The sequence below is a fragment of the Streptomyces toxytricini genome (assembly GCF_014649915.1).
GTDB lineage: Bacteria > Actinomycetota > Actinomycetes > Streptomycetales > Streptomycetaceae > Streptomyces > Streptomyces toxytricini.
Window position 1 is genome coordinate 1 of sequence record NZ_BMTY01000011.1, and the last position, 25420, is coordinate 25420.

Here is a 25420-nt window from a genome sequence, read left to right on the forward strand (position 1 = left end):
CAGGGCGGCCCGCACCGGAAGGACAATGGGCTGCCGGGACACCCCCCGCACCCACCGACACCGACCCACCGACTCCCTCCCACCCCACACCCCCCGCACCCACCGACCCCGATTCACCCGCTCCCGCCCACCCCGCTCCCCCGGCCCCCGCCCCCGCCCCCGCCCCCGCCCCCGTCCAGCCGGTACACCGCGAACGCCCGCCCGATCACCGGCATCGCGACGTTCCGGACGCGGACTCCGCCCTCCGTCATGCCGTGTTCCGTGCCGTGGTGGGCGTGGCCGTGGACCGCCAGGTTCGCGCCCACCTCGTCGATGGCCTCCGCCAGCAGGTGGCTTCCGAGGAACGGGTAGATCTCCAGCGGCTCCCCCGCCAGGGTGTCGGGGACGGGGGCGAAGTGGGTGAGGGCGACCCGTACGTCGCAGCCGTCGGCGGCGAGTTCCGTCAGGGCGCCGTGCAGGGCGTCGGCGGCCTGGTGCGCCGTGCGGACGAACGCCTTCATCTCCGGCTCGCCGAACTCGCCCGCGCAGCGGCCCGCGAAACCGCCGCAGAACCCTTTGGCCCCGGCCACGCCGACCTGGGTGCCGCCCGCGTCGATGCGTACGGAGTCGCCTTCCAGGACCGTCACGCCCGCCTCGCGGAGTACGTCCGCGACCTCGTCCTGCCGGTCGCTCTGGTAGTCGTGGTTGCCGAGCACCGCGACCACCGGAACGGGGAGGCCCTTCACCTCGCCGGCGACCACGGCCGCCTCCTCGGGGGTGCCGTGCCGGGTCAGGTCGCCGGCCAGGAGCAGCAGGTCGGCCCGTTCCCCGAGGGTGTCGAAGGCGGGCCGCAGCAGTCCTTCGGAGCCGGGCGCGAGATGGATGTCGCCGACCGCGGCGATGCGCGTCATGGAAGGTCCTCCAGGTCGCCTTCGGGGGGTGGGAGCACTCCTGCGAGGCGGATGTCGTGCCGCCACTGGAGGCCGTCCAGCTCCTCGGCGGCGATGCTCAGCACCTGCTCGCGGCACGCGGCGGTGGTGACCGTTCCGGTCAGGACGGCGACGGGGCCGTGCAGGTCGATCTGGACGCCGAGTTCTGCGAGGTCGTCGCGGGCCAGGCGCTCGCGCAGGTGCTCGGCCCGGTACGCGACGGCTTCGCCGTGCCGGCGTGCGGATCCGGTCATGGGCGCGGCTCCTTCCCGGACGCCTCCGCCCGCTCGCCGGCCCCCTCCCCGCCCCGTTCCCCGCCCCCGTCGCGCAGCCGCACCCGGGGCTCGATGACGTCGAGGCGTTCGAGGAGGTACAGGAAGGCGTCGGCGAGCGGGATGTCGCGGTACTCGCGGTCGAGCCGGGCCCAGTCGATCCGCTCGCGCAGGACGCGGGCGATGGGCAGCAGGTCCCCGAAGTCGCAGTAGTGCTCGGTGAGGGCGGCGAGCCTGCCGGCCATCAGGTCCGTCGGAGCGAGGACGGGCATGTACACGGACGCCACGGAGCGGACCTCGGCGCGGGCCAGCAGGTCGGCGCCCACGGGCCGCCGGGCGAGTTCGAAGATCAGGTCGATCTGCTCGCCGTCGGCGGAGCCCTTGACCAGCCAGTCCTCGGACGACTCGCGCATTTCGATGCCGCCCTTGCGGAGTGCGGCGACGACTTCCTCGGCGTCCTCGGGGCGCACGCAGAAGTCCGTGTCGTGCTGGAACCGGGCGGGTGCTCCGTGGGCGAACGCGGCTACGCTGCCGGCGAGCGCGAAGGGTCTGCCGGTGGCCTTGAGCAGCGACGCGACGCGTTTGGTGACTTCCAGAATTGCGCCGGTGTGGTCTTGCGGCAGCTCACCGGTCTCGGTGGTTGGCGCAGGAACGTGATGGCTCATGGGTCGGCTCCCCGGTCGGCCGGTGGTCGTCAGCGCATGCCCGCCGGCGACCGCGTCAAACCGGCGCGGCCGTCGGCGAGGGGCCGTGCATGGAGCGGTGGCGGCGGGGCAAGCGCTGGTCTCCGGCGCAGGCCCCGCAGGGTGCCGGCGCCGTGTCCGGCCGCCGTCGGGTGGTGCTGCGCCCGCCGGGCCGGACGGCAGGGCAAGGACACGAGAGAGGAGCACGGCCATGGGACACGGCGGAGACGTCGTTCACGAGCTGACCGCCGACCACGACGAGGTGCGGGGCTTCTTCGCGGACCTCGCGAACGCCACCCCCGCCGAGGAGCGCCGCACCCTGTTGGACCTGCTGACGATCGAGCTGGTGCGGCACTCCGTGGCGGAGGAGGAGTACCTGTACCCGGCGGTGCGCAAGCACGTACCGGGCGGCGACGCGATCGCGGACCGGGAGATCGAGGACCATGCCCGCGTCGAGGTGGTGCTGAAGGAGCTGGAGGCGGTCGACGCGGCGGGCCCGGAGTTCGACCGGATGGTCACCGATCTGCGGAACGAGGTGCTGGAGCACATCCGCGACGAGGAGACGAACCTGTTCCCCGCGCTGCGGCGCGCCTGTGACAAGGAGGCCCTCGACGAGCTGGGGGACCGGATCCGGCTGGCGAAGAAGCTGGCGCCGACGCGGCCGCACCCGGGGAAGCCGTCGGAGCCGCCGGCGAACAAGCTGCTCGCGCCGGGGCTGGGCCTCGTCGACCGGGCGCGTGACTTCGTCACCGGGCGCGGCCGCACCGGTTCCTGATCGCGGACGCCCTCCCCGCCCCCAAGGGGCCCGGTCCTGACCGGGCCCCTTTCCCCTACCCTTCCTGTCTCACCATTCAAAACGATCTGTCTCGCATACCGACCACGTGCCTACAGTTCCAGGTGTGGACACGCCAAGGATGACGCGCAGTTGGGCCATGCTCGCCCTCGGGACCTGCGGACAGACCGCCAGTACGACGGCCCTGTACGGCCTCGCGTACCTGATCCCGGCGTTCCAGCGGGATCTGGGGGTCTCGCTCGCCGGGGCCGGCCTGCTGGTCTCGTGCCCGATCGCCGGGATCCTCCTCGGCCTGGTCGGCTGGGGGGCGGTCGCCGACCGGTGCGGGGAGCGGCTGGCGCTGACCGCCGGGCTGTTCACCGCCGCCGTGGCGATGGCGGCGGCCGCTGCTGTCGCGGCCGGCGGGACGACCGTGCTGGGCCTGCTGCTGGTGGCGGCGGGCGCCGGCGGGTCGTCCGTCAATTCGGCGTCGGGTCGGCTGGTCATCGGCTGGTTCCCGCCGGGCCGGCGCGGGATGGCGATGGGCGTGCGGCAGGCGTCGCAGCCGGTGGGTACGGCGGTGGCCGCGGCGGCGCTGCCGCCGCTGGCCGGCGGCGCGGGTGTGGGCGCGGCGTTCGGTCTGTGCGCGGTGCTGTGCGGGGTGGCGGGCGCGGCCATCGCCGTGTTCGCGGTGGACCCGCCGCGCCCGGGGGCTCCGGGCATTGCGGGGCGCGAGGAGCCGCCTGGCGGGGCGGCCGCGGCCCGGCCGCCGTCGCCGTACCGCCGCGGCGCCGGCGGCGGGCACCTGTGGCGGCTGCATGCCGTCGCGGCGGCGCTGTGCGTGCCGCAGTTCGTGGTGACCGGTTTCGCGCTGCTGTTCCTGACGCAGGAGCGGGGCTGGTCCGCCGCCGCGGCCGGGACCGCCCTGGCCGCGGTGAACCTGGCCGGCGCCGGGGTGCGGCTGCTGGCGGGGTGGTGGTCGGACGCGGCGGGCAGCCGGATCCGGCCGATGCGGTGGCTGGCCGTGGCGACGGCCGCGGACCTGGCGCTGCTGACGGCGGGCGCGGTGTGGCCCTCGGCGGCGGGTACGGCGGCCCTGCTGGCGGCGTCGGCGCTGACCGTCAGCACGAACGGCCTGCACAACACCGCGGTCGCGGAGTACGCGGGCCCGGACTGGGCGGGCCGGGCCCTGGGCGTGCACGGGACGGGCCAGCACGTGGCGATCGTGCTCGTGCCGCCGCTGGCGGGTGCCCTGATCACCGGCTTCGGTTTCGCTCCGGCGTTCGCGCTGGCCGCCCTGGCGGCCGTGCTGGCGGTGGCCGTGCTCCCGAGGGCCGACGGGGCTGCCCGCTGGGCGGGCCCGGGCGCAGCAGCCCCCGGCACCGCCCCCGCCCCGCTCACCGGTGGCGCTTCTCCCGCAGGAACCGGTGCAGCCGGCCCCACGGCCAGGCGTTGACGACGTCGTCCTTCGTCAGCCAGCCGCGCTGCGCCGTACCCACCCCGTAGCGCAGGTAGGGCAGGTGGACGGTGGCGTGGGCGTCGGTGTTGACGGCGAACTTCACACCGTGGCGCTTCGCCCGCAGGATGTCCTCGTCGGAGAGGTCGAGGCGCTCGGGGTGCGCGTTGACCTCCAGAGCGGTCCCGGTGCGGGCGCAGGCGGCGAACACGGCGTCGAAGTCGGCGTCGACGCCGGGCCGGACGCCGATCCGGCGGGTGGTGGGGTGTCCGAGGACGGCGACGTACGGGTTCTCGCAGGCGCGGATGATGCGGCTGGTCATGGCCTCCCGGCTCTGCCCGAAGTGGGAGTGGACGGAGGCGATGCACAGGTCGAAGCCGGCGAGGAAGTCGTCCGGCCAGTCCAGGCCGCCGTCCGGGCCGATGTTGAGCTCGGTGCCGTGCAGCAGCCGCATGCCGCGGACCGTGCGGTCGAGGGCGCGCAGCCGCTCCCGCTGGGCGAGGGCCTTCTCCTTCGTCATGCGCTGCATGGCGAGGTCCGGGGCGTGGTCGGTGACGGCGTAGTAGGCGTATCCGCGGGCGGCGGCCGCGGCGGCCATGTCCTCCAGGGAGGCGAGGCCGTCGGTGAGGTCGGTGTGGGTGTGCAGGTCTCCGCGGATGTCGCGCTCGGTGAGCAGTTCGGGCAGTTCGCCGCGGAGGGCGGCGGCGATCTCCCCGCGGTCCTCGCGGAGCGCCGGCGGGATCCAGGGCAGGCCGAGCCGGGCGTAGACGTCCTCTTCCGTCTCGGAGGCGAGGTTCTCGCCGGTTTCGGCGTCGAAGAGGCCGTATTCGGAGAGTTTCAGGCCGTGGCGGACGGCGAGTTCGCGGGTGCGGATGTTGTGGGCCTTGGAGCCGGTGAAGTACTGCAGGCCGGCGCCCCAGGAGGCGGGCGGCAGGACGCGCAGGTCGACCTGCATCCCGGAGGCTGTGCGGACGGAGGTCTTCTTGGCGCCGTGCGCGATGACCTCGGCGGTGGCGGGGAGGGCGGTGAGCGCCGCCATGAACGGTTCGGAGGTGTCGGCGGCGACGAGGACGTCGAGGTCGCCGATGGTCTCGCGCATGCGGCGCAGGCTGCCCGCGTACGTGCAGCGGACGCAGCCGGGGATGCGGGAGAGCTCGGCGACGATCTCCTCGGCGAGTTCGGTGGCGGCGTCGAGGAGGATGCGGTCGCCGGCCTGCCTGAGCAGGCCGATGCCGTGCCGGATGCTCTCCTCCGTCCGCTCGCCGAAGCCCTTGAGGTCGCGGAGCTTCTCGCCGCGCAGGGCCTCCTCCAGTTCCTCCACGGACGAGATGCCCAGTTCGCGGTGGAGGACGAGGGCCTTGCGGGGGCCGAGGCCGGGGATGCGGGTGAGTTCCCGCACGCCGGCCGGGACGGCCTCCCGGGAGGCCTCCACCTCGGGGATGCGGCCGGTGCGCAGGTACTCCAGCACCTTGTCGGCGATGGACCGGCCGACGTGCGGGATGTCCATGAGGCCCTTGGCGTCGAGTTGCGCGACGTCGACCGGGTGGCCGCCGATGGCGCGGGCCGCCTTCTCGTAGGCGCGGGCCTTGAAGGCGTCCTGACCGCTGATGGCGATCAGCTCGGCGTACTCCCGCAGCAGCGCCTCCACCCTGTCGTTGGCCCGGCTCATACCTCCAGGGTGCCCCCGCGGGGCGGGACGGCGCCCGCCGGGAGCCCGGCGGGCGTGCGGGGGCCGGGGGGTGCGGCGCGGAAGGTCTGCCGGTAGGCCAGCGGGGCGACGCCGATGGTGCGGGACATGTGGCGGCGCAGGGAGGCGCCGGTGCCGAGCCCGGCCTCCTCGGCTATCCGGTCGACGGGCAGGTCGGTCGCCTCGAGCAGGCGCCGGGCGTGCTCGATGCGCTGCCGGGTCAGCCACTGGCCGGGGGTGGTGCCGACCTCCTCGCGGAAGCGGCGCGTGAAGGTGCGCACGCTCATCCCGGCGTGCGCGGCGAGTTCCGCGAGGGAGAGGGGCCGGCCGAGCCGGTCCAGGGCCCAGGCGCGGGTGGCGGAGGTGCCGGCGCGCTCCTCGTGCGGGACGGGCCGTTCGATGAACTGCGCCTGGCCGCCCTCCCGCCAGGGCGGTACGACGCAGAGCCGGGCGACGCGGTTGGCGACCGTGCTGCCGTGGTCGCGGCGCAGCAGGTGCAGGCACAGGTCGACGCCGGCGGCGACCCCGGCCGCGGTGAGGACGCGGCCGCCGTCGACGAACAGGACGTCCGCGTCCACCTCGACGGCGGGAAAGGCGCGTTGGAAGTGCTCGGCCTCGTTCCAGTGGGTGGTGGCGCGGCGGCCGTCGAGCAGGCCGGCCGTGGCGAGCACGTAGGAGGCCGTGCACATGGAGACGATGCGGGCGTGCTCCGGCAGCAGGCGCAGTGCCTCGGCGAGTTCGGCGGAGAGCCAGTCCCGGTCAGCCGCGTCCTCGCCGACACCGCAGGTGAACGGGGGGATGACGAGGGTGTCGGCGGTGGCGACGGCCTCGGCGCCGTGCTCCACGGTGACTCCGAAGTCGGCGCTGGTGCGGACGGGGCGCCCGTCGAGGCTGCAGGTGAGGACCTCGTACAGGGGCTCGCCCGCCCGGCCCTCGGCCGTGCCGAAGATGCGTACGGGGATGGTCATTTCGAAGGGGTAGACACCGTCGAGGGCGAGGACGACGACGCGGTGCGGGCGCTCGGCTGTCATGGCCGGATCTTTGCAGATCGTGGCAGTCCGGCCACTCGATCGGCGGGCCACGGCCCGGCAGTCTTGATCACATGACGACGACACGATCAGCGCAGAAGCGGACGATGCGGGCGATCACCCAGGACGGGTTCGGCGGCCCGGAGGTCCTCCGCCTGGCCGTCGCCGAGCGGCCGGAGCCCGGACCGGCGGAGGTGCTCGTCCGGATCCGGGCGGCCTCGGTCAACCCGACCGACGTGTGGCACCGGGCGGTCGGCGGGCTGGCCGGCACCGGTGTCCCGCCGGTGCCGCTCGGTTGGGACCTGTCGGGGACGGTGGAGGCGGTCGGCATCGGCGTCACCCTCTTCCGCCCCGGCGACGAGGTGTTCGGGATGCCGCGGCATCCCGCCCCGGCGGGCACGTACGCCGAGTACGCCGCCTCCCCCGCCCGCCACCTGGTCCGCAAGCCGGCCGCCCTGAGCCATGCCGAGGCGGCCGCGCTCCCCCTGGCCGGGCTGACCGCGTGGCAGGCGCTCGTGGACACCGCGGAGCTGCGGCCGGGACAGCGGGTGCTGGTGCATGCCGCGGCCGGCGGGGTGGGCCACCTGGCCGTGCAGATCGCGAAGGCGCGCGGCGCGTACGTGATCGGCACGGCGAGCGCCGCCAAGCACTCCTTCGTCCGCTCCCTCGGAGCGGACGAGGTGGTCGACTACCGCGGCACCGACTTCGCCGCGGCCGTCTCGGACGCCGACGTCGTCCTCGACACCATCGGCGGGGACTACGGGCCGCGCTCCCTGCGGACCCTGCGCCCCGGCGGCATCGTGGTGTCCCTCGCCTCCCCCGCCGAGGCGGCCCTCGCCGAGGAGGCCGAACGGCTCGGCGTGCGGGCGGTGTTCATGGCCGTGGAGGCCGACCAGGGCGGCATGCGGGCCATAGCCGGGCTCGCCGAGCGCGGCGAGTTGCGCCCGCACGTCTCGGCGGTCCTGCCGCTGGCCGAGGCGGCCAAGGCACACGAGCTGTCCCAGTCGGGGCGCACCACCGGCAAGATCGTGCTGGTGACGGGGGCTCCGGCGGCGCAGGAGGCTCTGCGGTGACGACGTACGTGCTCGTCCCGGGCGCCTGGCACGGCGCCTGGGTCTTCGAACCGCTGGCCCGAGGGCTGCGCCGGGCCGGCCACGAGGCCTACCCGCTGTCCCTGACGGGCGTCGGCAGCCGCCGCCACCTCCTGACGCCGTCCGTCAACCTGGACACGCACATAGACGACGTCGCCAACCTGCTGCTGGACGAGGACGTCCGCGACGCCGTCCTGGTCGGGCACAGCTACGGCGGCATGGTCGTCACCGGCGCCGCCGACAGGCTCCCGGACCGGGTGGAGGGCCTCGTGTACGTGGACGCGCCCGTCCCCGAGGACGGCCAGTCCCTGTGGTCGCTGGTGACGGAGAACGAACGCGCCTGGTACCTCGGCGGCACCTCGGCGAACGGCTACACCAGCGCCCCGCTGCCCTTCTTCGACCCCCGCGCCACCCCGCACCCGCTGGCCTCGCTGCTCCAGGCGGTGCGGCTGGAGGGCGGTCTGGAGCGCTTCCGGGCGAAGTCCTACGTGTACGCCGCAGGCTGGCCCACGCCGTCGCCGTTCACGGAGGTGTACGAGCGGCTGGCCGCCCTGCCGGAGTGGCGCACGTACTCCCTGGACAGCGGGCACAACGTCATGCGGGACGCCCCGGAGGAGCTGCTGGAGGTGCTGCTGAGCCACGGGGAGCCGGCCTAGCCAGGTCGTCTCTTTCGGATCCTGCCGGCCTGGGGGCACCTCCCAGCGGAGCTGGGGGAGCAAGATCCGAAAGAGACGACCTAGCCTGGAGTCATGGCCGGCGGTCCGGTCACCGTGGCGCTGTGCGGTGACGTCATGCTGGGGCGCGGCATCGACCAGATCCTGCCGCATCCGGGCGATCCGGCCCTGCGCGAGGGCGGGATGGCGGACGCCCGCGGGTACGTGGCCCTGGCGGAGGCGGCGCACGGCCCGCTGCCGGCCCTGCCGGTCGGGTTCGACTGGCCGTGGGGCGAGGCGCTCACCGTGCTGGACGCGGCGGCGCCTGCAGCGCGGATCGTCAACCTGGAGACGGGCGTGACCCGCAGCGGGGACTTCGCGCCGGGCAAGGCCGTCCACTACCGGATGCACCCGCGGAACCTGCCCTGCCTGGCGGCGGCCCGCCCGGACGTGTGCGTCCTGGCGAACAACCACGTCATGGACTTCGGCCGGCGCGGGCTGCGCGAGACGCTCCGCGTCCTGGCCGGGGCCGGGCTGCGGACGGCGGGTGCGGGGCGGGACGCCGGGTCGGCGGGGCGGGCGGCGGCGGTCCCCCTGGGCGGCGGGCGGCGCCTGACGGTCCTCGCGTTCGGGATGCCGTCCAGCGGCATCCCGCCCGAGTGGGCGGCGACTGCCCGCCGGGCGGGAGTGGCGTACGTGGACACACCGGGCGGTCCGGCCGCGCGCGCCCTCGCCGAACGGGTCCGGGCGGAGAAGCGGCCCGGGGACGTCGCGGTGGTGTCGGTGCACTGGGGGTCCAACTGGGGGTACGGGGTCCCCTCCGACCGTGCCGCGTTCGCCCGGGCCCTCGTCGACGCCGGCGCGGACGTCGTGCACGGCCACTCCTCCCACCATGCGCGGCCGCCGGAGCTGTACCGGGGGAAGCTGATCCTGCACGGCTGCGGCGACTTCGTCGACGACTACGAGGGCATCGGCGGCTACGAGCGCTACCGCGACGACCTGCGTCCGCTGTACCTGGCCGCCCTGGACCCGGACACCGGGCGGCTGGAGAGCCTGCGCATCACCGTGTTCCGGCCGCTGGCTCTGCGGCTGCGCCGGGCCCCCGCCGAGGACGCCGCCTGGCTGCGGGAGCTGCTGGAGCGCACCGGCCGGGGACTGCGCACGGCGGGCGCAGGCGGGGACGGGGGCGGGGATCCGGCGTCCTGGACCTTCGTACCGGCGTGAGCACGCCCAAGTCGATTCCGGCCGACATGACTTGGCGGGCGTACGGTCCTCGGCCAGTCGGCCCCCGGGGCGGGCGGGCCTGCTGTCGTCGGAGGTGGCGGGCGGGCACACTGATCGCGACCGGCAGCGAATCCGAGGAGTGGCCGTGCCCGTGCGCCCCGTACCGATCATCATCGACTGCGATCCGGGGCACGACGACGCCCTCGCGATCATGCTGGCTGCGGGTGATCCGGGCGTCGACCTGCTCGCCGTCACGACGGTCGCGGGGAACCAGACCCTCGCCAAGACCACCCTGAACGCGTTGCGGGTGTGCACGGTCGCCGGGATCACCGGGGTGCCGGTCGCCGCGGGCTGCGACCGGCCGCTGGTGCAGCCGCTGGCGGTCGCGGCCGACGTGCACGGCGTGTCCGGCCTCGACGGGCCGGGCTTCCCCGCGCCCTCGGTGGACACCGTGCCCGAGCACGCCGTGGACCTCATCCACCGGATCCTCGCCGAGCACCCCGAGCCGGTGGTGCTCGTCCCGACGGGGCCGCTCACGAACATCGCGCTGCTGCTGGCCCGCCACCCCGAAGACGCGGACCGGATCGCGGAGATCGTCCTCATGGGCGGTTCGGCGGGGCGCGGCAACCGCACGCCGTCCGCGGAGTTCAACGTGCTGACCGATCCGGAGGCCGCGGACATCGTCTTCCGCAGCGGGGTGCCGCTGACGATGTGCGGGCTGGACGTGACGCACCAGGCGCTGGCGACGCCCGAGGTGGTGTCCCGCTTCGCGGGGATGGGGACGCCGCTCGGCGACGTCTGCGCGGAGCTGCTGACGTTCTTCGCGGGCACCTACCGCGAGCTGTACGGGTTCCCGCACCCGCCGCTGCACGATCCGGTGGCGGTTGCCCGGGTGATCGACCCGGGCATCGTCGGGTGCGTGGACGCGAACGTCGTGGTGGAGCTGTCCGGTCGGTACACGCGGGGCGCCACGGTGGTGGACCTGCTCGGGCAGACCGGCCGGCCGGTGAACGCGCAGGTGGCGACGACCCTGGACGCCGACCGGTTCTGGGACCGGGTCGTCGCCGCCGTCAGCGCGCTCGGAACCGCCGCCTAGGCCAGCGAGATGCTGTCCCCGTCGACGCTGATCTTGGCCGGGGCCAGCGGGCGGGTGGCGGGGCCGCTGGTGACCGAGCCGTCGGAGACCTTGAACAGGCTCTGGTGGCAGGGGCAGACGATGTTGCCGTCGGCGACCGAGGCGACGGAGCAGCCCTGGTGGGTGCAGGTCGCGGAGAACGCCTTGAACTGGCCGGCCGTGGGCTGGGTGACGACGACCTTGCGGTCCTTGAACACCTTGCCGCCGCCGACCGGTATGTCCGAGGTCCGGGCGAGCGTACGGCCGCTGCCGGCGCCGGCGCCGCCGGCCGCGGGGTCCGCGGCGGGCGGTGCGCCCTGGGCGCCGGAGGCGTCCGGGGCCTGGGAGCCGCCGTCGCCGCCGCAGGCCGTCAGTGCGGCGCCGGCGAGCGTGGCGGCGCCCGCCGCGAGGACCGTCCGCCGGCGTGTCGTGTCGCCCATGACCGTTCTCCTTCTCGTCCTGTGAGCAGGCCGGGGCATCGTCTGCCTCCCCGGTCTCAGCAGGTACACGCCCGGCGGGCGCGGGCGGTTCACCGGACGACAGGGGAACTTGTGGTCGAACGGCCTGGCGGTGGTCAGCCCGCCTCCTCCGGGAGCGTGTCATGGACGGTGAACAGCTTCCCCGCTCCGGTGATCTCGAACAGCCGGGCCACCGCGGGCCGGAACCCGGCGAGCTCCAGCGTGCTGCCGGCGGCGAGCGCCTCGAGCCGTCCCTGGAGCAGGGTGTTGAGCCCGGTGGAATCGCAGAAGTCCAGGTCCGTGCAGTCCACCAGGATGCGTTCGGCGCCCCCGGCGAGCGCCTGCCCGATCGCGTCCCGCAGCGGCTGGGGCCCGTCGTGGTCCAATTCCCCGGACAGGGCCACGACTGCGATCGGGCCCCTCCGGCTCAGCTCCGCGGTGAACCCCGGCCCGCCGCCCCCGCCCGTTCCGTGCGCGTGTGCTGCCATGCGGCCCTCAGGCCTCCCTCCGGGGCCGAGCAGGAACCCCTCCGGGCCCGTTTCCGCGGGCGTCGGCCCCTGTGGGCGACCATACGCCGCCGCGCCGCCGTCCGCGGCGCCACCGCGCGCCGCGTTGCGCCGGTGTGCCCCGCCGGGCAGGGTCGAGGCCTGCCCGCCGAAGCCTGCCTGCCCAGGCCGACGACCCGAGGAGCCGACATTGCCGATCGCCACGGTGAACCCCGCGACGGGTGAGACGGTGCGCACCTTCGAGCCGATGGGGGCGGAGGCCGTGGAGCGGTGTCTGGACGACGCCGTGCGCGCCTTCGCCGCCTACCGCACGACCGGCTTCGCCGAGCGGGCGGAGCTGCTGCTGCGGGCCGCGGACCTGCTGGAAGCGGACAACGAGGACATCGCCCGGACGATGACGGAGGAGATGGGCAAGCCGCTGGCGGCCGCCCGCGCGGAGGCTGCCAAGTGCGTGAAGGCGATGCGCTGGTACGCGGCGAACGCCGAGTCCCTCCTGGCGGACGAGGTGCCGGACGCCTCGGACGTCCGCGACAGCGGGGCCGCCTCCGTGCGGGCCCGCTACCGGCCGCTGGGGGTGGTGCTCGCGGTGATGCCGTGGAACTTCCCGCTGTGGCAGGTGGTGCGGTTCGCGGCGCCCGCGCTGATGGCCGGAAACACCGGCCTTCTCAAGCACGCCTCGAACGTCCCCCAGACGGCCCTCTACCTGGACGGGCTCTTCGATCGGGCCGGGTACCCGCGGGGCTGCTTCCAGACCCTGCTGATCGGCTCGGGCGACGTGGAGGCGGTGCTGCGCGACCCCCGCGTCGCGGCGGCGACGCTGACGGGCAGCGAGCCGGCCGGGCGGGCGGTGGCTGCGGCGGCCGGGGACGAGGTGAAGAAGACGGTCCTGGAGCTGGGCGGCAGCGACCCGTTCGTCGTCATGCCGTCCGCCGACCTCGAACGGGCCGTCAAGACGGCCGTGACGGCGCGGGTGCAGAACAACGGGCAGTCCTGCATCGCCGCCAAGAGGTTCATCGTGCACGCGGACGTGTACGACGAGTTCGCGGAGCGGTTCCGCGCCGCCATGGCCGCGCTCAGCGTCGGCGACCCGATGCTGGAGGGCACCGACGTGGGCCCGCTCGCCACCGAGAGGGGCCGGGCCGACCTGGAGGAGCTCGTCGACGACGCGGTGGCCGCCGGGGCGGAGGTCCTGTGCGGCGGGCGGCGGCCGCCCGGGCTGGAGCGCGGCTGGTACTACGAGCCGACGGTCCTCGCCGGGATCACCCCGGGCATGCGCATCGACCAGGAGGAGACGTTCGGGCCGGTGGCCACCCTGTACCGGGTGGCGGACCTCGACGAGGCGGTGGAGCGGGCCAACCACACGCCGTTCGGCCTCAGCTCGAACGTGTGGACGCGCAGCGAGGAGGACGTCGACCGTTTCGTCCGCGACCTGGAGGCGGGCGGGATCTACGTCAACGGCATGACCGCCTCGCACCCCGCCCTGCCGTTCGGCGGCGTGAAGCGCTCCGGCTACGGGCGGGAGCTGTCCGGGCACGGCATCCGCGAGTTCTGCAACGTCACCACGGTGTGGCAGGCGGCCGACTGACCCCGGGGCCCGGGTCCGGCCCCGCCCCCCTGTTCTGCCGATGTGCTGAACCCTGCCGTCCGCAGGCGTCGCCGGCCCGCCGAGGGGGGACGCAGCACGGGTGAGCCCTCTCGAACTGCGCCTGCGCGCGGCCCCCGGCCGGCCCTCCGGGTCCCGGCGGGCCGTGCTCGCCGGCTGCGTCGGCAACCTCGTCGAGTGGTACGAGTTCGGCGTCTACGGCTGCCTGGTCACGGTCATCGCGGAGATCTTCTTCGCGCCTGCCGGGGCCGGTGCGGGCGGCGCCGCGGCCCTCGTCACGACGTATGCCTCGTTCGCCCTCGCCTTCTTCTTCCGGCCGGTCGGCGCCCTGCTGTTCGGGCGGCTCGGCGACCGGGTCGGGCGCAGGCAGGCACTCATCGCGGCCGTCGGCCTGATGACGGCCGCGACCACGGCGATCGGGCTGCTGCCCACGCGTGCCGCGATCGGCGCCGCCGCCCCGCTGCTGCTGACGTTCCTGCGGGTCCTGCAGGGCCTTTCCGCGGGGGGCGAGTTCGGCGGGGCGGTGTCGCTGATGACGGAGCACGCCCCGCCGGGGCGCCGCGGCCTGGGCGGCGCCTGGCAGTCCTTCACCGTCGCCCTCGGCCTGCTGGCGGGAGCCTGCACCGCCGCCGGACTGGCCTGGGTGCTGCCCGCCGACGACCTGCGGGCGTGGGGGTGGCGGATCCCGTTCCTGCTGGCGCTGCCGCTGGGGGCGGTGGCGCTGTGGCTGCGGGCCGGGCTGGAGGAGCCGCCCCCGGCCGGCCGGCCCGGGGCGTACGGGGTGCCGGGGGCCGCGGCGCCGGTGCGCCGGGGTGAGGTGGCCCGCGCGGTCGTCCTGGGCATCGGGCGGATCATGGGCTGGTCGGCCGCCGGGTACGCGTTCCTCGTCGTCCTCCCGTCCCACCTGCAGGCGGTGCTGGGCGCCTCGGCCCGTGACGCCCTCCTCGCCACCGCGCTCGCCAACTTCGGCTTCGCCGCGTCGATCCTGCCCGCCGGCGTGCTGAGCGACCGGGTCGGGCGCCGGCCGGTGATGCTGTGCGGGGCCGTCTCGGTGGTGGTGCTCGCCCTGCCGCTGCTGCGGCTCGTCCAGTCGCCCGGCGCACCCACCGCGGCGAAGGCCGGGGCCGTGCTCCTCGCGGGGGCGCTGGTGGGGCTCCTGGCGGGGCCGGGACCGGCCATGCTCGCCGAGATGTTCCCGCGCCGGGTCCGCTGCACCGGCCTGGGGGTGGCGTACGCCCTGGCCAATGCGGTCTTCTCCGGCTGCGCCGGGCTCGTCATCACGGCCGTCGCCGCGGGGACGGGCAGCACGGCCGTGCCCGCGTACTACGCGGCGGGCGCCTGCGCCCTGAGCGTGCCCGCCCTGCTGACGCTGCGCGGCGGCGCGCACCGGGAGCCGCTGCGGTGAGGGTGGTCGGGCTGATGTCGGGGACCTCGTACGACGCGGTGGACGCGGCGGCCGCCGACCTCTCACTGTCCGCGGACGGCGGCACGCTGCGGCTGACGCCGCTGGGCATGGTCAGCGCCCCCTACCCGGAGGAGGTGCGGGGTGCGCTGGCCGCGGCGCTGCCGCCCGCGGCCACCACGCTCGCGGAGGTCTGCCGGCTGGACACCCGCATCGGGGAGGCCTTCGCGGCCGCGGCGGCCCGCGCGGACCGGCAGCTGTGCGGGGGCCGGGCGGAGCTGGTCGCCTCGCACGGGCAGACGGTGTTCCACTGGGCGCAGGACGGGCGGGTGCACGGGACGCTGCAGCTGGGCGAGCCGGCGTGGATCGCGGAGCGCACGGGCTGCCCGGTGGTGTCGGGCTTCCGGCCGAGGGACGTCGCCGCGGGCGGCCAGGGCGCGCCGCTGGTCAGCCTGGTGGACGTGATGCTGCTGCGGGGGCGGCCGGGGGTGCCGGCCGCGCTGAACATCGGGGGCATCGCGAACGTGACCGTGGTGCGGCCGGGCGGCGGGGCGGTGGCGTTCGACACGGGGCCGGGGAACGCCCTGATCGACGCGGCGGTGCGGGAGCTGACCGGCGGGCGGCTCGGCTACGACCGGGACGGGCTGCTCGCCGCGGCGGGGCGGGTCGACGAGGAGCTGCTGGGGCGGCTCGCGGCGGACCCGTACTACCGGCTGGCGCCGCCGCGGACGACGGGGAAGGAGCTGTTCCATGCGGGCTACCTGCGGGAGCACCTCGCCGCGGGCGGGGGCCGGGGTGCTCCGGCGGCGGAGGACCTGGCCGCGACGCTGACCCTGCTGACGGCGCGGACGGTGGCGGAGGCGCTGCGGCCGCTGGGCGCGACCGAGGTGTTCGCGTCGGGCGGCGGCGTGCGCAATCCGACGCTGATGGGGATGCTGCGCGCCGAGCTCGGGCCGTCCGGGGCGGCGGTGCGCGGGTCGGAGGAGCTGGGGCTTCCGGCGGCGGCGAAGGAGGCGTACGCGTTCGCCGTGCTCGGCTGGCTGACGCTGCACGGGCTGCCGGGGAACGCGCCGGACTGCACGGGGGCGGGCGGCCCGCGGGTGCTGGGGTCGCTGACGCCGGGGCGGCGCCCGCTGCGGCTCCCGGAGCGGCCGGAGCGGGCGCCGTACGCGCTCGCCGTGTGCGGGTAGCGGTTCAGGCGGGGGCGGGGTCGAGGAGGTGGGGGCCGTTGTTGCGGACGCTGTTGACGGCGGTGGAGACGGGCCGGACCTCCAGGCGGCCGCCGGCGGGCGTGTGCAGGAGGGCGCGCAGGGCGTCGACGTCCTGGTGGGCGGGGTCGAGCCAGGCGTCGTAGTCGTCCGGGTCGAGGGCGAGCGGCATGCGCGGGTGGATGCGGCCGGCCGCGTCGGCCGCCTCGGTGGTGATGACGGTGGCGGTGGCGAGCCAGGCGGCGGGGTCGTCCTCGTCGGTGACGGACGGGTCGCGCCAGAACTCGTACAGGCCGGCCATGGCCATGACGGAAAAGTCCTCGGGGGCGATGAAGTAGGGCTGCTTGTAGGCCTTCGCGGTGGCGGTCGCGGGAACGGCCTGCCATTCGTAGAAGCCGTCCGCCGGCAGGAGGCAGCGGCGCCGGGCGAAGGCGCGGCGGAAGGCGGGCTTCTCGTGGACCGTCTCCATGCGGGCGTTGATCATGCGGGCGGCGCCGCCGGGGTCCTTGGACCAGGAGGGGACGAGGCCCCAGCGCAGGGTGCGCAGGCGGCGGCCCGGCCGGCCGGTGTCGCGGTCGGGCCGCTCCAGCACGGCCCAGACGGGGTCCGTGGGGGCGACGTTCCAGCTGGGGGCGAGCTCCTCCCGGGGCTCCAGGCGGGCCTGGAACAGGCCGGCGAGGTCCTCGGGCGCCCGTGACGAGGCGTACCGTCCGCACATGGCATCCACTGTGCCATCCCGCGGCCGGCGCCGCGGGCGCGGGGAACAAGGAGGGGTACGTGCCCGCAGCCGCCGGGGCGACCGCCCGGGCCGCTCACCGCAGGCGGCCGCCGCTTCCAGCGTAGGCCGCCGGGCCGGGTGCCGACACCGGGCGACCGGCCCGGACCGCCGGGACCGGCGGTCGGCGGGCGGTCGGCGGGCCGGGCCGGCAGGTCAGGACGCCAGGGCGGTGGAGACGACCGCGCGGGCCTCCTCCTGTACGCGGGCCAGGTGGTCGGGCCCGCGGAAGGACTCGGCGTAGATCTTGTAGACGTCCTCGGTGCCCGACGGGCGCGCCGCGAACCAGGCGTTCTCGGTGGCGACCTTGATGCCGCCGATGGCGGCGCCGTTGCCGGGGGCGTGCGTGAGGACCGCGGTGACGGGTTCGCCCGCGAGGGTGTCGGCGGTGACCTGCTCGGGCGAGAGCCGGGCCAGTACCGCCTTCTCCTCGCGGCCGGCCGGCGCGTCGATGCGCGCGTACGCGGGCTCGCCGAACCGTTCCGCCAGTTCGGCGTAGCGCTCGCTGGGGGTGCGGCCGGTCACGGCGAGGATCTCGGAGGCGAGGAGGGCGAGGATGATGCCGTCCTTGTCGGTGGTCCACACGGATCCGTCGCGCCTCAGGAAGGAGGCGCCGGCGGACTCCTCGCCACCGAAGCCGAGGGTGCCGGCGGACAGCCCGTCCACGAACCACTTGAAACCGACGGGCACTTCGACGAGCTCGCGGCCGAGGTCGGCGGCGACCCGGTCGATCATCCCGGAGGAGACGAGGGTCTTGCCGACGGCCGCCGTGCCCGGCCAGTCGGTGCGGTGGCGGTACAGGTAGTCGATGGCGGTGGCCAGGTAGTGGTTGGGGTTCATCAGGCCGCCGTCGGGCGTGACGATGCCGTGCCGGTCGGCGTCGGCGTCGTTGCCGGTGGCGATCGCGAACCGGTCGCGGCCCTCGATCAGCGAGGCCATCGCGTACGGGGACGAGCAGTCCATGCGGATCTTCCCGTCCCAGTCGAGCGTCATGAACCGCCAGGCGGGATCGGTGTGGGGGTTGACGACGGTGAGGTCGAGGCGGTGCTCCTCGGCGATGCGCTGCCAGTACGCCACGGAGGCGCCGCCGAGGGGGTCGGCGCCGATGCGCACGCCCGCGGAGCGGATCGCGTCGAGGTCGAGGACGGAGGGCAGGTCGCGGACGTACGTGCCGAGGTAGTCGTACGTCGCGGTGGTGGAGGCGGCCCGGGCGCGGGTGTGGGGCATCCGCAGGACGTCCTTCATGCCGCCGGCGATGAGCTCGTTGGCGCGTTCCTGGATCCAGCCTGTGGCGTCGGAGCCGGCCGGCCCGCCGTGCGGCGGGTTGTACTTGAAGCCGCCGTCGGCGGGCGGGTTGTGGGAGGGGGTGACGACGACGCCGTCGGCGAGGCCGGAGGTCCGGCCGCGGTTGTGGGTGAGGACGGCGTGCGAGACGGCGGGCGTGGGGGTGTAGCCGTCGGCGGGGTCGACGAGGACGGTGACGCCGTTCGCGGCGAAGACCTCCAGGGCCGTCACCCGGGCGGGTTCGGAGAGGGCGTGGGTGTCGGCGCCGAGGAAAAGCGGCCCGTCGGTGCCCTGGCCGGCCCGGTACTCGCAGATCGCCTGGCTGGTGGCGGCGATGTGGTCCTCGTTGAAGGCGGTCGCCAGGGAGGACCCGCGGTGCCCGGAGGTGCCGAAGGCGACGCGCTGGGCGGGGTCCGCCGGGTCGGGGTGCAGGGTGTAGTAGGCGGTGACGAGCCGGGCGACGTCGATCAGGTCGTCCGGGCCCGCCATCTGCCCTGCTCGTTCGTTCGGCATGCGCCGGCTCCTCCGTACTGGTCCAACGGGAACAACACGGGCCATTGTCGCGTCGGCCGCACGCGCCCGCACAGGCGCCCCCCGGCCTTCCTGGGCTACATGGGACCGCGTTCGGCCGCGAGGGCGATGGAGCGGACCCAGGGGAGGTCGGCGAGCGCCTCGATGCCGTGCCGGGAGAGGGTCGCGGTGACGTCGGTGCGGTCGCCGCCGCCCTCGATGTCGAAGGCGAGGAGCCGTTCGCGCTGGTCGGGTGTGGGCGGCGCGCCGAGGTGGACGAGGACGTCGAGGTCGCGGGCGTGCGCGTCGCGGTCCTCCTCGTCGACCGCCCGGGCGAGTGCCGCGTCGAGTTTGCCGTAGTCCACGTCGTCCGCCTCCGCCGTCCTCGCAGGTGCCGCGCATTGCCGGGCGGCCCCCGGCCGGGGCCGGGGGCCGCCTCCAGGGTCGTCCCCTCCCGGGCGGCCCGCACGCGGGGCGGGCCGTACGGGCGGGCGGGGCGGTTGCTCCGCCTACTCGATGACGAGCTCGACGGGGATGTTGCCGCGGGTGGCCTTGGAGTAGGGGCAGACCTCGTGGGCCTGCTTGACCAGGAGGGCGCCGGTCTCGCCGGCCAGCGACTCGGGCAGCTCGATGCGCAGGGTGACGGCCAGGCCGAAGCCGGTGGCGTCCTTGCCGATGGAGGTCTCGGCCGTGACGGACACCTCGCCCGTGTCGACCTTGGCCTGGCGGCCGACGAGGCCGAGCGCGCTGGCGAAGCAGGCCGCGTAGCCCGCGGCGAAGAGCTGCTCGGGGTTGGTGCCCTCGCCGTTGCCGCCGAGCGCCGGGGGCATGGCGAGCGCGAGGTCGATCCGGCCGTCCGAGCTGACGGTGCGGCCCTCGCGGCCGTTGGCGGTGGCAACGGCGGTGTACAGCGCGTCCATCGGGGGGTTCCTCTCGCGTGGTGGTCCTGGCGGCCGGTGCGCCGCCTGACGACCACAACTAGAGCACACAATTAAGTTGTGCACAACTCAATCGCTCGCCGTCGACTCCGCAGCTACACTGGACGGCATGAGCGAGCAGCCCACCGACACCCCTCGCAACGAGGACTTCCTCCGCCTCGACCACCAGATCTGCTTCGCACTGAACGCGGCGAGCCGCGCCTTCGGGGGCGTCTACCGGGTCGCCCTGAAGGACCTCGGCCTGACCTACCCGCAGTACCTGGTGATGCTCGTGCTGTGGGAGGACGGCACCACGCCCGTCAAGCAGCTCGGCACCCGCCTCCGGCTGGACTCGGGCACCCTCTCCCCGCTCCTGAAGCGCCTGGAGGCCGCCGGGCTGATCCGCCGCGAGCGCAGCACGGAGGACGAGCGCTCCGTACACGCCGTCCTCACCGAGGCGGGCACCGCGCTGCGCGCCCGGGCAGCGGAGGTCCCGAGGCGGATCGCCGCCGCCACCGGCTGCGACCTCGCCGAGATCCGCGACCTCCAGACCCGCCTTCACCGCCTGACCGCCGCCCTCGACACCGCCGCCGCGCAGGTCTGACGGAGCTCCGGCGCGCCGCGGCGCCGGCGGCGTAGATTCGGCGGCATGGTGCACGTACTGGGCAGCAGGGTCCTGTTGACCCCCACGGATCCGGAGCGCTCGCGCGCCTTCTACGGCGGCGTGCTGGGGTTGGCGGTCTACCGCGAGTTCGGCACGGGGCCCGACCGGGGCACCGTCTACTTCCTCGGCGGCGGCTTCCTGGAGGTCTCCGGCCGGTCGGCCGCGCCTCAGGCTCCCGGCCTGCGGCTGTGGCTGCAGGTCGCCGACGCGCAGGCCGCGTACGAGGAGTTGCGGGAGCGGGGCGCCGAGGTGCTGCGGCCGCCCGTGCGGGAGCCGTGGGGGCTCGTCGAGATGTGGATCGCCGACCCGGACGGGGTCCGGATCGCGGTCGTCGAGGTCCCGGAGGACCATCCGCTGCGCCACCGCCCCTAGGGCCTCGCCGCACGAGCGCGGGAGGCCCCGTACGGCGGACGGTGCGGGCGCCCGCGGAGGCGCCGCGCGCCCCGCCGCAGGAGTGAACCCGGCCCCCACCCACAGGAAGGACATCCGGCCCGGCCGGTAGACGGCGCGTCAAGCTCGGGGGCCCGTGCGACCGCCGCAGTACGGGCCCGAGGGGCCCCGCATAGCAGCTCCACAGGACCCGAGAACTCTTTTTGTAAAGATCCACGCAGTGTGCTGCATTGATCACCGACAGTGCACCCCGGCTGCGCGGAAGGGTCTGCGATGCGCACGGTTCGCGAATCAGTTCTGGACGTTCTACGAGCGCGTGGCATCACCACCGTCTTCGGCAACCCCGGCTCGACGGAGCTGCCGATGCTGAAGCGCTTCCCGGACGACTTCCGCTACGTGCTGGGACTGCAGGAGGCCGTGGTCGTCGGCATGGCCGACGGCTTCGCCCTCGCCTCCGGCACCACGGCCCTGGTCAACCTGCACACCGGGCCCGGCACCGGCAACGCGATGGGCGCCGTCCTCAACGCCCGCGCCAACCGCACGCCCATGGTCGTCACCGCCGGGCAGCAGGTCCGCGCCATGCTCACCATGGAGGCCCTCCTCTCCAACCCGCAGGCGACGCTCCTCCCCCAGCCCGCCGTCAAGTGGGCGTACGAGCCGCCCCGGCCCGCCGACGTGGCGCCGGCGCTGGCGCGCGCCGTCCAGCTCGCCGAAACCCCGCCGCACGGCCCGGTGTTCCTGTCCCTGCCGATGGACGACTTCGACGCCGAGCTGTCCGAGGCCGAGGACCGGGCGGCCCAGACGGCCGCGGCCCGCCGCATCAGCCACGCCGCCGCCCCCGCCCCGGCCGCCGTGGGCGCCCTCGCCGACCGGATCGCCCGCGCCCGCTCCGCCGTCCTCGTCGTCGGGGACGACGTGGACGCCGCCGGCGCCTGGGACGACACCCTCGCCCTCGCCGAGCGCACCGCGCTGCCCGTGTGGGCGGCGCCCGTCTCCGCGCGGGTCTCCTTCCCCCGCAGCCACCCGCAGTTCCGCGGCGAACTCACCCCGGCCCTCGGCCCGCTGGCCCGAGAGCTCGCCGGGCACGACCTGGTCGTCGTCATCGGCGCCGCCGTGTTCCGCTACTACCCCTACATCCCCGGCCCGGTCCTGCCCGAGGGCACCGAGCTCGTCCTGCTCACCCGGGACGCGGAGGAGGCGGCCCGCGCGCCCGTCGGCGACGCCGTCGTCGCCGACCTCGCCCTCGCCGTACGGGCGCTCGCCGACCGGCTGCCGGCCGCGCCCGGCGCCGCGCCCGCCGCGCCGCACGCGCAGGTCCGCCGCCCCGAGGCCGGCGACGGCGTCCTCACCCCCCTCGCCGCGCTGCACGCGGTGGCGCAGGGCGCCCCCGACGACACCCTCTGGGTCAACGAATCGCCGTCCAACGTCCCGCAGTTCCACGAGGCGACCCGCATCTCCCGACCCCGCTCCTACCTGTTCTCCGCCGGCGGCGGCCTCGGCTTCGGCGCGGCCGCCGCCGTCGGCGCACAGCTCGGCGCCCCCGACCGGCCCGTGGTGTGCGTCATCGGCGACGGCTCGATCCACTACGCCGTCCAGGCGCTGTGGACCGCCGCCGCCCACCGGGTCCCCGTGACCTTCGTCGTCCTCAGCAACGCCCGCTACGCGATCCTCCAGTGGTTCGCACGGCTGGAGCACGCGCAGGGCGCCCCCGGGCTCGACATCCCCGGCCTCGACGTCACGGCCGTCGCCACGGGCTACGGCGTCCGCGCGCACCGCGCCCACAGCGCCGGCGAACTCACCAAGCTCGTCAGGGAGTCCGCGGCGCAGCAGGACGGCCCGGTCCTCATCGACGTGCCCGTCACCACGGAGCTCCCCTCCCTCTGAACCGCTCCACCGGCCACCCGCCCCGACCACCGGAAGGCCCCATGTCCCCCGAGACACCCCTCCTCTCACGCCTGCGCACCGTCCTGCCCGACCACGCCGACGTCCTGCACACCGACCCGGAGACGCTCGCCGCGCACTCCCGCGACGCCGCCCCGTTCTCCGAGGCCGGCACGCCCGCCGCCGTCGCCTTCCCGCGCACCGCCGAGCACGTCCAGCAGATCATGCGGACCGCGTACGAGCTGGGCGTCCCCGTCGTCCCGCAGGGCGCCCGCACCGGGCTCGCGGGCGCGGCGAACGCCGTCGACGGGTGCGTCGTGCTCAACACCGTCCGCATGGACCGCATCCTGGAGATCGACCCGGCCAACCGGCTGGTGCGGTGCGAGCCGGGCGTCGTCACGAAGGACCTCAACGACGCGGTCGCCGAGCACGGGCTGAGCTACCCGCCGGACCCGGCCTCGTGGGAGACGTGCACGATCGGCGGGAACATCGCGACCGGCGCGGGCGGCATCTGCTGCGTGAAGTACGGGGTGACCGCCGACTACGTCCTGGGCCTCGACGTGGTCCTCCCGGACGGCCGCAGGATGCGCACGGGCCGCGACACGGTCAAGGGCGTCGCCGGGTTCGACCTGACCCGGCTCCTGATCGGCTCCGAGGGCACCCTCGCCGTGACGGTCGGCGCCACGCTCGGGCTGCGGCCGGTCCGCCCGCCCGCCCTGTCGCTGCTGGCCCAGTTCCCCACGCTGGTCCAGGCCGGGGAGGCCGTCGCCGCGATCACCGCGGCCGGGCACGTCCCCTCCGCCCTCGAACTCCTCGACGGTGCCACCTCCCAGGCCGTCGCCGACCACGGCCACCCGCTGCTGGAGCCCGGGGCCGCCGCCACGCTGATCGTCGAGAGCGACAGCGCCGAACCGCACCGCGACCTGGCCGCCATGACCCTGCTCTGCAAGGGCGCCGGCGCGCAGCACGTGGTGACCGCGGCCACCGCCGAGGAGTCCCGGCGGATCATCGAGGCCCGCCGCCTGGTCACCCCGGCGCTCGGGGCGTTCGCGGCGACGCTCGGCGGGAAGCCGACCGCGTTCATCGAGGACGTGGCGGTGCCGCGCTCCGAACTGGCCAAGTTCATCGGCACGATCGAGGACATCGCCCGGCGGCACCGGCTGCGGATCTTCACGCTCGGGCACGCCGGCGACGGCAACCTCCACCCGACCGTCGTGTTCGACGAGTCCGACGCCGACGAGTTCCGCCGGGCGCAGCTCGCGTACGACGACATCATGGCGGCGGGGCTGGCGCTGGGCGGCACCACGACCGGCGAGCACGGCATCGGCACCCTCAAGCGCGAGTGGCTCGCCCGCGAGCTCGATCCGGTCAGCCTGGACCTCCAGCGCGGGATCAAGCGCCTGTTCGACCCGGAGAACCTGCTCAACCCCGGGAAGGTCGTGGAGGCATGACCGAGGACCCGAAGCCCGCGACCGCCGCCGGACCCGCCGGGTCCGCCGCCGCCTCGTCCGCCGCCGTCGCCCGGCCCGCGGCCGTCCCCGCGCCGGGCCGCCCGAAGGGCGGCGGTCCGGCAGGCGGTCCGCAGCAGCCGCGCCCCGCGCGCGCCGGGCGCGCCGAGACCGTCCGCTTCGCCGCCACCCACACCCTGCCCGCCTTCCTCCGGGGCGCCTTCCACGTCCGGCCCAAGGTCGTCGCCGCGTACGCGGCCCTCGGCCAGCAGGGCTGGTCGGCGGCCACCCTGCGGGCCATGCGGGCCCGGCACGGCGGGGCGCCGGTCGAGGTGCGCGGCCTGTCGGGGAACCTGCTGGTGCTGCTGGACCACGCCGACGTCCGGCAGTTCTACGAGCTCCCCGTGCGCACCCTCGCCCTCGACGCCCCCGACAAGTTCAGGGGGCTGTCGCTGCTGGAGCCGACCGGGGTGATCTGCTCGCACGGCGACACCCGCGAGGAGCGCCGCCGCATCAACGACGACGTCCTCGCCGCGGACCGGCCCGCGCACCCTTCGTGCGGGGAGTTCCGGGCCATCGTCGACGAGGAGGCCGCGGCCCTGGCCGGCCGCCCCGAGCTGGACTTCCCGCGGCTGCGCCGCGCCGTGGCCCGGATCGGCCGCCGCATGGTGCTGGGGGACGCGGCCCGCGGCGACGAGGAGCTCGCCCGCTGGCTCCTCGCGATCCGCGAGGAGGCCAACTGGATGCGGATCCGCAAGGGGCGGGCCGCGGCCGCCGAGGCGCTGTACGCGAAGGCCGCCGCCCGGGTCGAGGAGTACGCCGCCCGGGCCGAACCGCACACCCTCGCCGCCCTGGCCCGCCGCCACGGGGACGCCGAGGGGCCCGACGGGACCGCGCTGGACCCGGTCGGGCAGGCCCACCACTGGCTGCTGGCCCTGGACACGGTCGGCCCGACGGTGGCCCGGACCCTGCTGCTGCTCGCCGCGCACCCCGCCGAGCAGGAGGCGGTACGGGCCGAGGTGGACGGCGGCGGCGCGGAACTGCCGAGGCTGCGGGCCTGCGTGGAAGAGACGCTGCGGCTCTTCCCGCTCGTGCCGGACCTGGTGCGGGTCACCCGCGCCGAAACCGTGTGGCGGGGGGTGGCGTACCCGGCGGGGACCGCCGTGCTGGTGCCGGCCCTGTTCCACCAGCGGGATCCCGAGCACGTGCCGGCCGCGAACCAGTTCGTCCCGGCGCGCTGGCTGCGGCCCGACGCCGCGCAGGACATTCGGATGGCACCGTTCAGCCACGGCGGCGGCCGCTGCCCCGGCGAACACCTCGGGGTGCTGACCTCGGCCGCGCTGATCGCATCGGTGCTGCGGGAGCACCGGGTGGGCGGCGGGCGGCCCGCCCTGGAGCCGTCGCAGCCGCTGCCCGGCCTCCTCGGCGCGGCGGGCATCCGCGTCGCCCTGACCCGCCGCTGACCGGCCCCCGGCACTTCTCCCCC

The 25420-nt window shown here is 75.5% G+C and carries 25 protein-coding genes; 14 read left to right on the forward strand and 11 right to left on the reverse strand.

What is annotated here, in order from left to right:
• Nucleotides 1-113: 113 nt before the first annotated feature.
• Genes IE170_RS15395 through IE170_RS15405 form a run of 3 tightly spaced genes read right to left on the reverse strand, consistent with a single transcriptional unit; the run spans nucleotide 114 to nucleotide 1845 of the window.
• Nucleotides 114-890, reverse strand: a complete 777-nt coding sequence (locus IE170_RS15395; RefSeq protein ID WP_189809946.1) for a metallophosphoesterase family protein — start codon at nucleotides 888-890, stop codon at nucleotides 114-116.
• The gene (locus IE170_RS15400) at nucleotides 887-1162 is read right to left on the reverse strand and encodes a BON domain-containing protein (RefSeq protein ID WP_189809947.1); all 276 of its coding nucleotides are present in this window, start codon (nucleotides 1160-1162) and stop codon (nucleotides 887-889) included. Before IE170_RS15400 ends, IE170_RS15395 begins: the two co-directional genes overlap by 4 nt.
• Nucleotides 1159-1845, reverse strand: a complete 687-nt coding sequence (locus IE170_RS15405) for a nucleotidyltransferase family protein (RefSeq protein ID WP_223856121.1) — start codon at nucleotides 1843-1845, stop codon at nucleotides 1159-1161. Before IE170_RS15405 ends, IE170_RS15400 begins: the two co-directional genes overlap by 4 nt.
• Nucleotides 1846-2074: 229 nt before the next feature.
• On the opposite strand from IE170_RS15405, the gene IE170_RS15410 reads away from it, so the two are divergent.
• Nucleotides 2075-2638: a hemerythrin domain-containing protein gene (locus tag IE170_RS15410; RefSeq protein ID WP_189809949.1), complete on the forward strand. Its 564-nt coding sequence runs from the start codon at nucleotides 2075-2077 to the stop codon at nucleotides 2636-2638.
• Between the two features lie 124 nt (nucleotides 2639-2762).
• On the forward strand, nucleotides 2763-4091 hold the full coding sequence (locus IE170_RS15415; RefSeq protein ID WP_229884814.1) for an MFS transporter: 1329 nt from the start codon (nucleotides 2763-2765) through the stop codon (nucleotides 4089-4091).
• Here the strand turns inward: IE170_RS15415 and polX are convergent.
• Nucleotides 4033-5760, reverse strand: a complete 1728-nt coding sequence (gene polX, locus IE170_RS15420; protein ID WP_189809950.1) for a DNA polymerase/3'-5' exonuclease PolX — start codon at nucleotides 5758-5760, stop codon at nucleotides 4033-4035. The two genes, IE170_RS15415 and polX, sit on opposite strands and share 59 nt — an antisense overlap.
• Nucleotides 5757-6809: a GlxA family transcriptional regulator gene (locus IE170_RS15425; RefSeq protein ID WP_189809951.1), complete on the reverse strand. Its 1053-nt coding sequence runs from the start codon at nucleotides 6807-6809 to the stop codon at nucleotides 5757-5759. The genes polX and IE170_RS15425 overlap by 4 nt, the downstream gene beginning before the upstream one ends.
• A gap of 71 nt (nucleotides 6810-6880) precedes the next feature.
• Here IE170_RS15425 and IE170_RS15430 point away from each other — a divergent pair, with 71 nt between their 5' ends.
• The 4 genes from IE170_RS15430 (at nucleotide 6881) to IE170_RS15445 (ending at nucleotide 10870) form a co-directional block, all read left to right on the forward strand.
• A complete protein-coding gene (locus IE170_RS15430) occupies nucleotides 6881-7879 on the forward strand; it encodes an NADP-dependent oxidoreductase (RefSeq protein WP_223856120.1) in 999 nt (332 codons plus the stop codon).
• On the forward strand, nucleotides 7876-8553 hold the full coding sequence (locus IE170_RS15435; RefSeq protein WP_189809952.1) for an alpha/beta fold hydrolase: 678 nt from the start codon (nucleotides 7876-7878) through the stop codon (nucleotides 8551-8553). The genes IE170_RS15430 and IE170_RS15435 overlap by 4 nt, the downstream gene beginning before the upstream one ends.
• Before the next feature lie 93 nt (nucleotides 8554-8646).
• Nucleotides 8647-9774: a CapA family protein gene (locus IE170_RS15440; protein WP_189809953.1), complete on the forward strand. Its 1128-nt coding sequence runs from the start codon at nucleotides 8647-8649 to the stop codon at nucleotides 9772-9774.
• A gap of 151 nt (nucleotides 9775-9925) precedes the next feature.
• Complete coding sequence (locus tag IE170_RS15445; protein ID WP_268255654.1) at nucleotides 9926-10870, forward strand: nucleoside hydrolase; 945 nt, start codon at nucleotides 9926-9928, stop codon at nucleotides 10868-10870.
• Here the strand turns inward: IE170_RS15445 and IE170_RS15450 are convergent.
• Together IE170_RS15450 and IE170_RS15455 are read right to left on the reverse strand one after the other, a co-directional pair.
• A complete protein-coding gene (locus IE170_RS15450) occupies nucleotides 10867-11328 on the reverse strand; it encodes a Rieske (2Fe-2S) protein (RefSeq protein WP_189809954.1) in 462 nt (153 codons plus the stop codon). The two genes, IE170_RS15445 and IE170_RS15450, sit on opposite strands and share 4 nt — an antisense overlap.
• Nucleotides 11329-11462: 134 nt before the next feature.
• Complete coding sequence (locus tag IE170_RS15455; RefSeq protein ID WP_189809955.1) at nucleotides 11463-11834, reverse strand: STAS domain-containing protein; 372 nt, start codon at nucleotides 11832-11834, stop codon at nucleotides 11463-11465.
• Between the two features lie 208 nt (nucleotides 11835-12042).
• On the opposite strand from IE170_RS15455, the gene IE170_RS15460 reads away from it, so the two are divergent.
• The 3 genes from IE170_RS15460 (at nucleotide 12043) to IE170_RS15470 (ending at nucleotide 16047) form a co-directional block, all read left to right on the forward strand.
• Entirely contained in the window at nucleotides 12043-13437 is a 1395-nt protein-coding gene (locus IE170_RS15460) for an NADP-dependent succinic semialdehyde dehydrogenase (RefSeq protein ID WP_189809956.1), read from the forward strand.
• A 100-nt stretch (nucleotides 13438-13537) separates the two neighbouring features.
• On the forward strand, nucleotides 13538-14860 hold the full coding sequence (locus IE170_RS15465) for an MFS transporter (protein WP_189809957.1): 1323 nt from the start codon (nucleotides 13538-13540) through the stop codon (nucleotides 14858-14860).
• Complete coding sequence (locus IE170_RS15470) at nucleotides 14857-16047, forward strand: anhydro-N-acetylmuramic acid kinase (protein WP_189809958.1); 1191 nt, start codon at nucleotides 14857-14859, stop codon at nucleotides 16045-16047. The genes IE170_RS15465 and IE170_RS15470 overlap by 4 nt, the downstream gene beginning before the upstream one ends.
• 4 nt (nucleotides 16048-16051) lie before the next feature.
• Here IE170_RS15470 and IE170_RS15475 read toward each other — a convergent pair whose 3' ends face one another.
• The 4 genes from IE170_RS15475 to IE170_RS15490 form a co-directional block, all read right to left on the reverse strand.
• Complete coding sequence (locus IE170_RS15475) at nucleotides 16052-16783, reverse strand: SOS response-associated peptidase (RefSeq protein ID WP_189809959.1); 732 nt, start codon at nucleotides 16781-16783, stop codon at nucleotides 16052-16054.
• A 213-nt stretch (nucleotides 16784-16996) separates the two neighbouring features.
• Complete coding sequence (gene pgm, locus IE170_RS15480) at nucleotides 16997-18637, reverse strand: phosphoglucomutase (alpha-D-glucose-1,6-bisphosphate-dependent) (RefSeq protein WP_189809960.1); 1641 nt, start codon at nucleotides 18635-18637, stop codon at nucleotides 16997-16999.
• 95 nt (nucleotides 18638-18732) lie between these two features.
• Nucleotides 18733-18999, reverse strand: coding sequence for a hypothetical protein (locus tag IE170_RS15485; protein ID WP_189809961.1), 267 nt, complete (start codon nucleotides 18997-18999; stop codon nucleotides 18733-18735).
• A gap of 144 nt (nucleotides 19000-19143) precedes the next feature.
• Nucleotides 19144-19554 (reverse strand): organic hydroperoxide resistance protein, encoded by a 411-nt coding sequence (locus IE170_RS15490; RefSeq protein WP_189809962.1) that lies wholly within the window; start codon nucleotides 19552-19554, stop codon nucleotides 19144-19146.
• A gap of 127 nt (nucleotides 19555-19681) precedes the next feature.
• On the opposite strand from IE170_RS15490, the gene IE170_RS15495 reads away from it, so the two are divergent.
• The 5 genes from IE170_RS15495 to IE170_RS15515 all read left to right on the forward strand — a co-directional run bounded on the left by IE170_RS15495 (nucleotide 19682) and on the right by IE170_RS15515 (nucleotide 25397).
• Nucleotides 19682-20155 (forward strand): MarR family winged helix-turn-helix transcriptional regulator, encoded by a 474-nt coding sequence (locus IE170_RS15495; protein ID WP_189809963.1) that lies wholly within the window; start codon nucleotides 19682-19684, stop codon nucleotides 20153-20155.
• A 45-nt stretch (nucleotides 20156-20200) separates the two neighbouring features.
• Nucleotides 20201-20587, forward strand: coding sequence for a VOC family protein (locus IE170_RS15500; RefSeq protein ID WP_189809964.1), 387 nt, complete (start codon nucleotides 20201-20203; stop codon nucleotides 20585-20587).
• Between the two features lie 291 nt (nucleotides 20588-20878).
• Nucleotides 20879-22489: a benzoylformate decarboxylase gene (gene mdlC, locus IE170_RS15505; protein WP_189809965.1), complete on the forward strand. Its 1611-nt coding sequence runs from the start codon at nucleotides 20879-20881 to the stop codon at nucleotides 22487-22489.
• A gap of 41 nt (nucleotides 22490-22530) precedes the next feature.
• Entirely contained in the window at nucleotides 22531-23937 is a 1407-nt protein-coding gene (locus IE170_RS15510; protein ID WP_189809966.1) for an FAD-binding oxidoreductase, read from the forward strand.
• A complete protein-coding gene (locus IE170_RS15515) occupies nucleotides 23934-25397 on the forward strand; it encodes a cytochrome P450 (RefSeq protein WP_189809967.1) in 1464 nt (487 codons plus the stop codon). Before IE170_RS15510 ends, IE170_RS15515 begins: the two co-directional genes overlap by 4 nt.
• Nucleotides 25398-25420: the final 23 nt, after the last annotated feature.

What these genes read in the sequence shown, in the direction of transcription:
- IE170_RS15395 (WP_189809946.1), bottom strand. Translation starts at nt 890, where the DNA reads ATGACGCGCATCGCCGCGGTCGGCGACATCCATCTCGCGCCCGGCTCC.
- IE170_RS15400 (WP_189809947.1), bottom strand. Translation starts at nt 1,162, where the DNA reads ATGACCGGATCCGCACGCCGGCACGGCGAAGCCGTCGCGTACCGGGCC.
- IE170_RS15405 (WP_223856121.1), bottom strand. Translation starts at nt 1,845, where the DNA reads ATGAGCCATCACGTTCCTGCGCCAACCACCGAGACCGGTGAGCTGCCG.
- IE170_RS15410 (WP_189809949.1), top strand. Translation starts at nt 2,075, where the DNA reads ATGGGACACGGCGGAGACGTCGTTCACGAGCTGACCGCCGACCACGAC.
- polX (WP_189809950.1), bottom strand. Translation starts at nt 5,760, where the DNA reads ATGAGCCGGGCCAACGACAGGGTGGAGGCGCTGCTGCGGGAGTACGCC.
- IE170_RS15425 (WP_189809951.1), bottom strand. Translation starts at nt 6,809, where the DNA reads ATGACAGCCGAGCGCCCGCACCGCGTCGTCGTCCTCGCCCTCGACGGT.
- IE170_RS15430 (WP_223856120.1), top strand. Translation starts at nt 6,881, where the DNA reads ATGACGACGACACGATCAGCGCAGAAGCGGACGATGCGGGCGATCACC.
- IE170_RS15440 (WP_189809953.1), top strand. Translation starts at nt 8,647, where the DNA reads ATGGCCGGCGGTCCGGTCACCGTGGCGCTGTGCGGTGACGTCATGCTG.
- IE170_RS15450 (WP_189809954.1), bottom strand. Translation starts at nt 11,328, where the DNA reads ATGGGCGACACGACACGCCGGCGGACGGTCCTCGCGGCGGGCGCCGCC.
- IE170_RS15455 (WP_189809955.1), bottom strand. Translation starts at nt 11,834, where the DNA reads ATGGCAGCACACGCGCACGGAACGGGCGGGGGCGGCGGGCCGGGGTTC.
- IE170_RS15475 (WP_189809959.1), bottom strand. Translation starts at nt 16,783, where the DNA reads ATGTGCGGACGGTACGCCTCGTCACGGGCGCCCGAGGACCTCGCCGGC.
- pgm (WP_189809960.1), bottom strand. Translation starts at nt 18,637, where the DNA reads ATGCCGAACGAACGAGCAGGGCAGATGGCGGGCCCGGACGACCTGATC.
- IE170_RS15490 (WP_189809962.1), bottom strand. Translation starts at nt 19,554, where the DNA reads ATGGACGCGCTGTACACCGCCGTTGCCACCGCCAACGGCCGCGAGGGC.
- IE170_RS15495 (WP_189809963.1), top strand. Translation starts at nt 19,682, where the DNA reads ATGAGCGAGCAGCCCACCGACACCCCTCGCAACGAGGACTTCCTCCGC.
- IE170_RS15500 (WP_189809964.1), top strand. Translation starts at nt 20,201, where the DNA reads ATGGTGCACGTACTGGGCAGCAGGGTCCTGTTGACCCCCACGGATCCG.
- mdlC (WP_189809965.1), top strand. Translation starts at nt 20,879, where the DNA reads ATGCGCACGGTTCGCGAATCAGTTCTGGACGTTCTACGAGCGCGTGGC.
- IE170_RS15510 (WP_189809966.1), top strand. Translation starts at nt 22,531, where the DNA reads ATGTCCCCCGAGACACCCCTCCTCTCACGCCTGCGCACCGTCCTGCCC.
- IE170_RS15515 (WP_189809967.1), top strand. Translation starts at nt 23,934, where the DNA reads ATGACCGAGGACCCGAAGCCCGCGACCGCCGCCGGACCCGCCGGGTCC.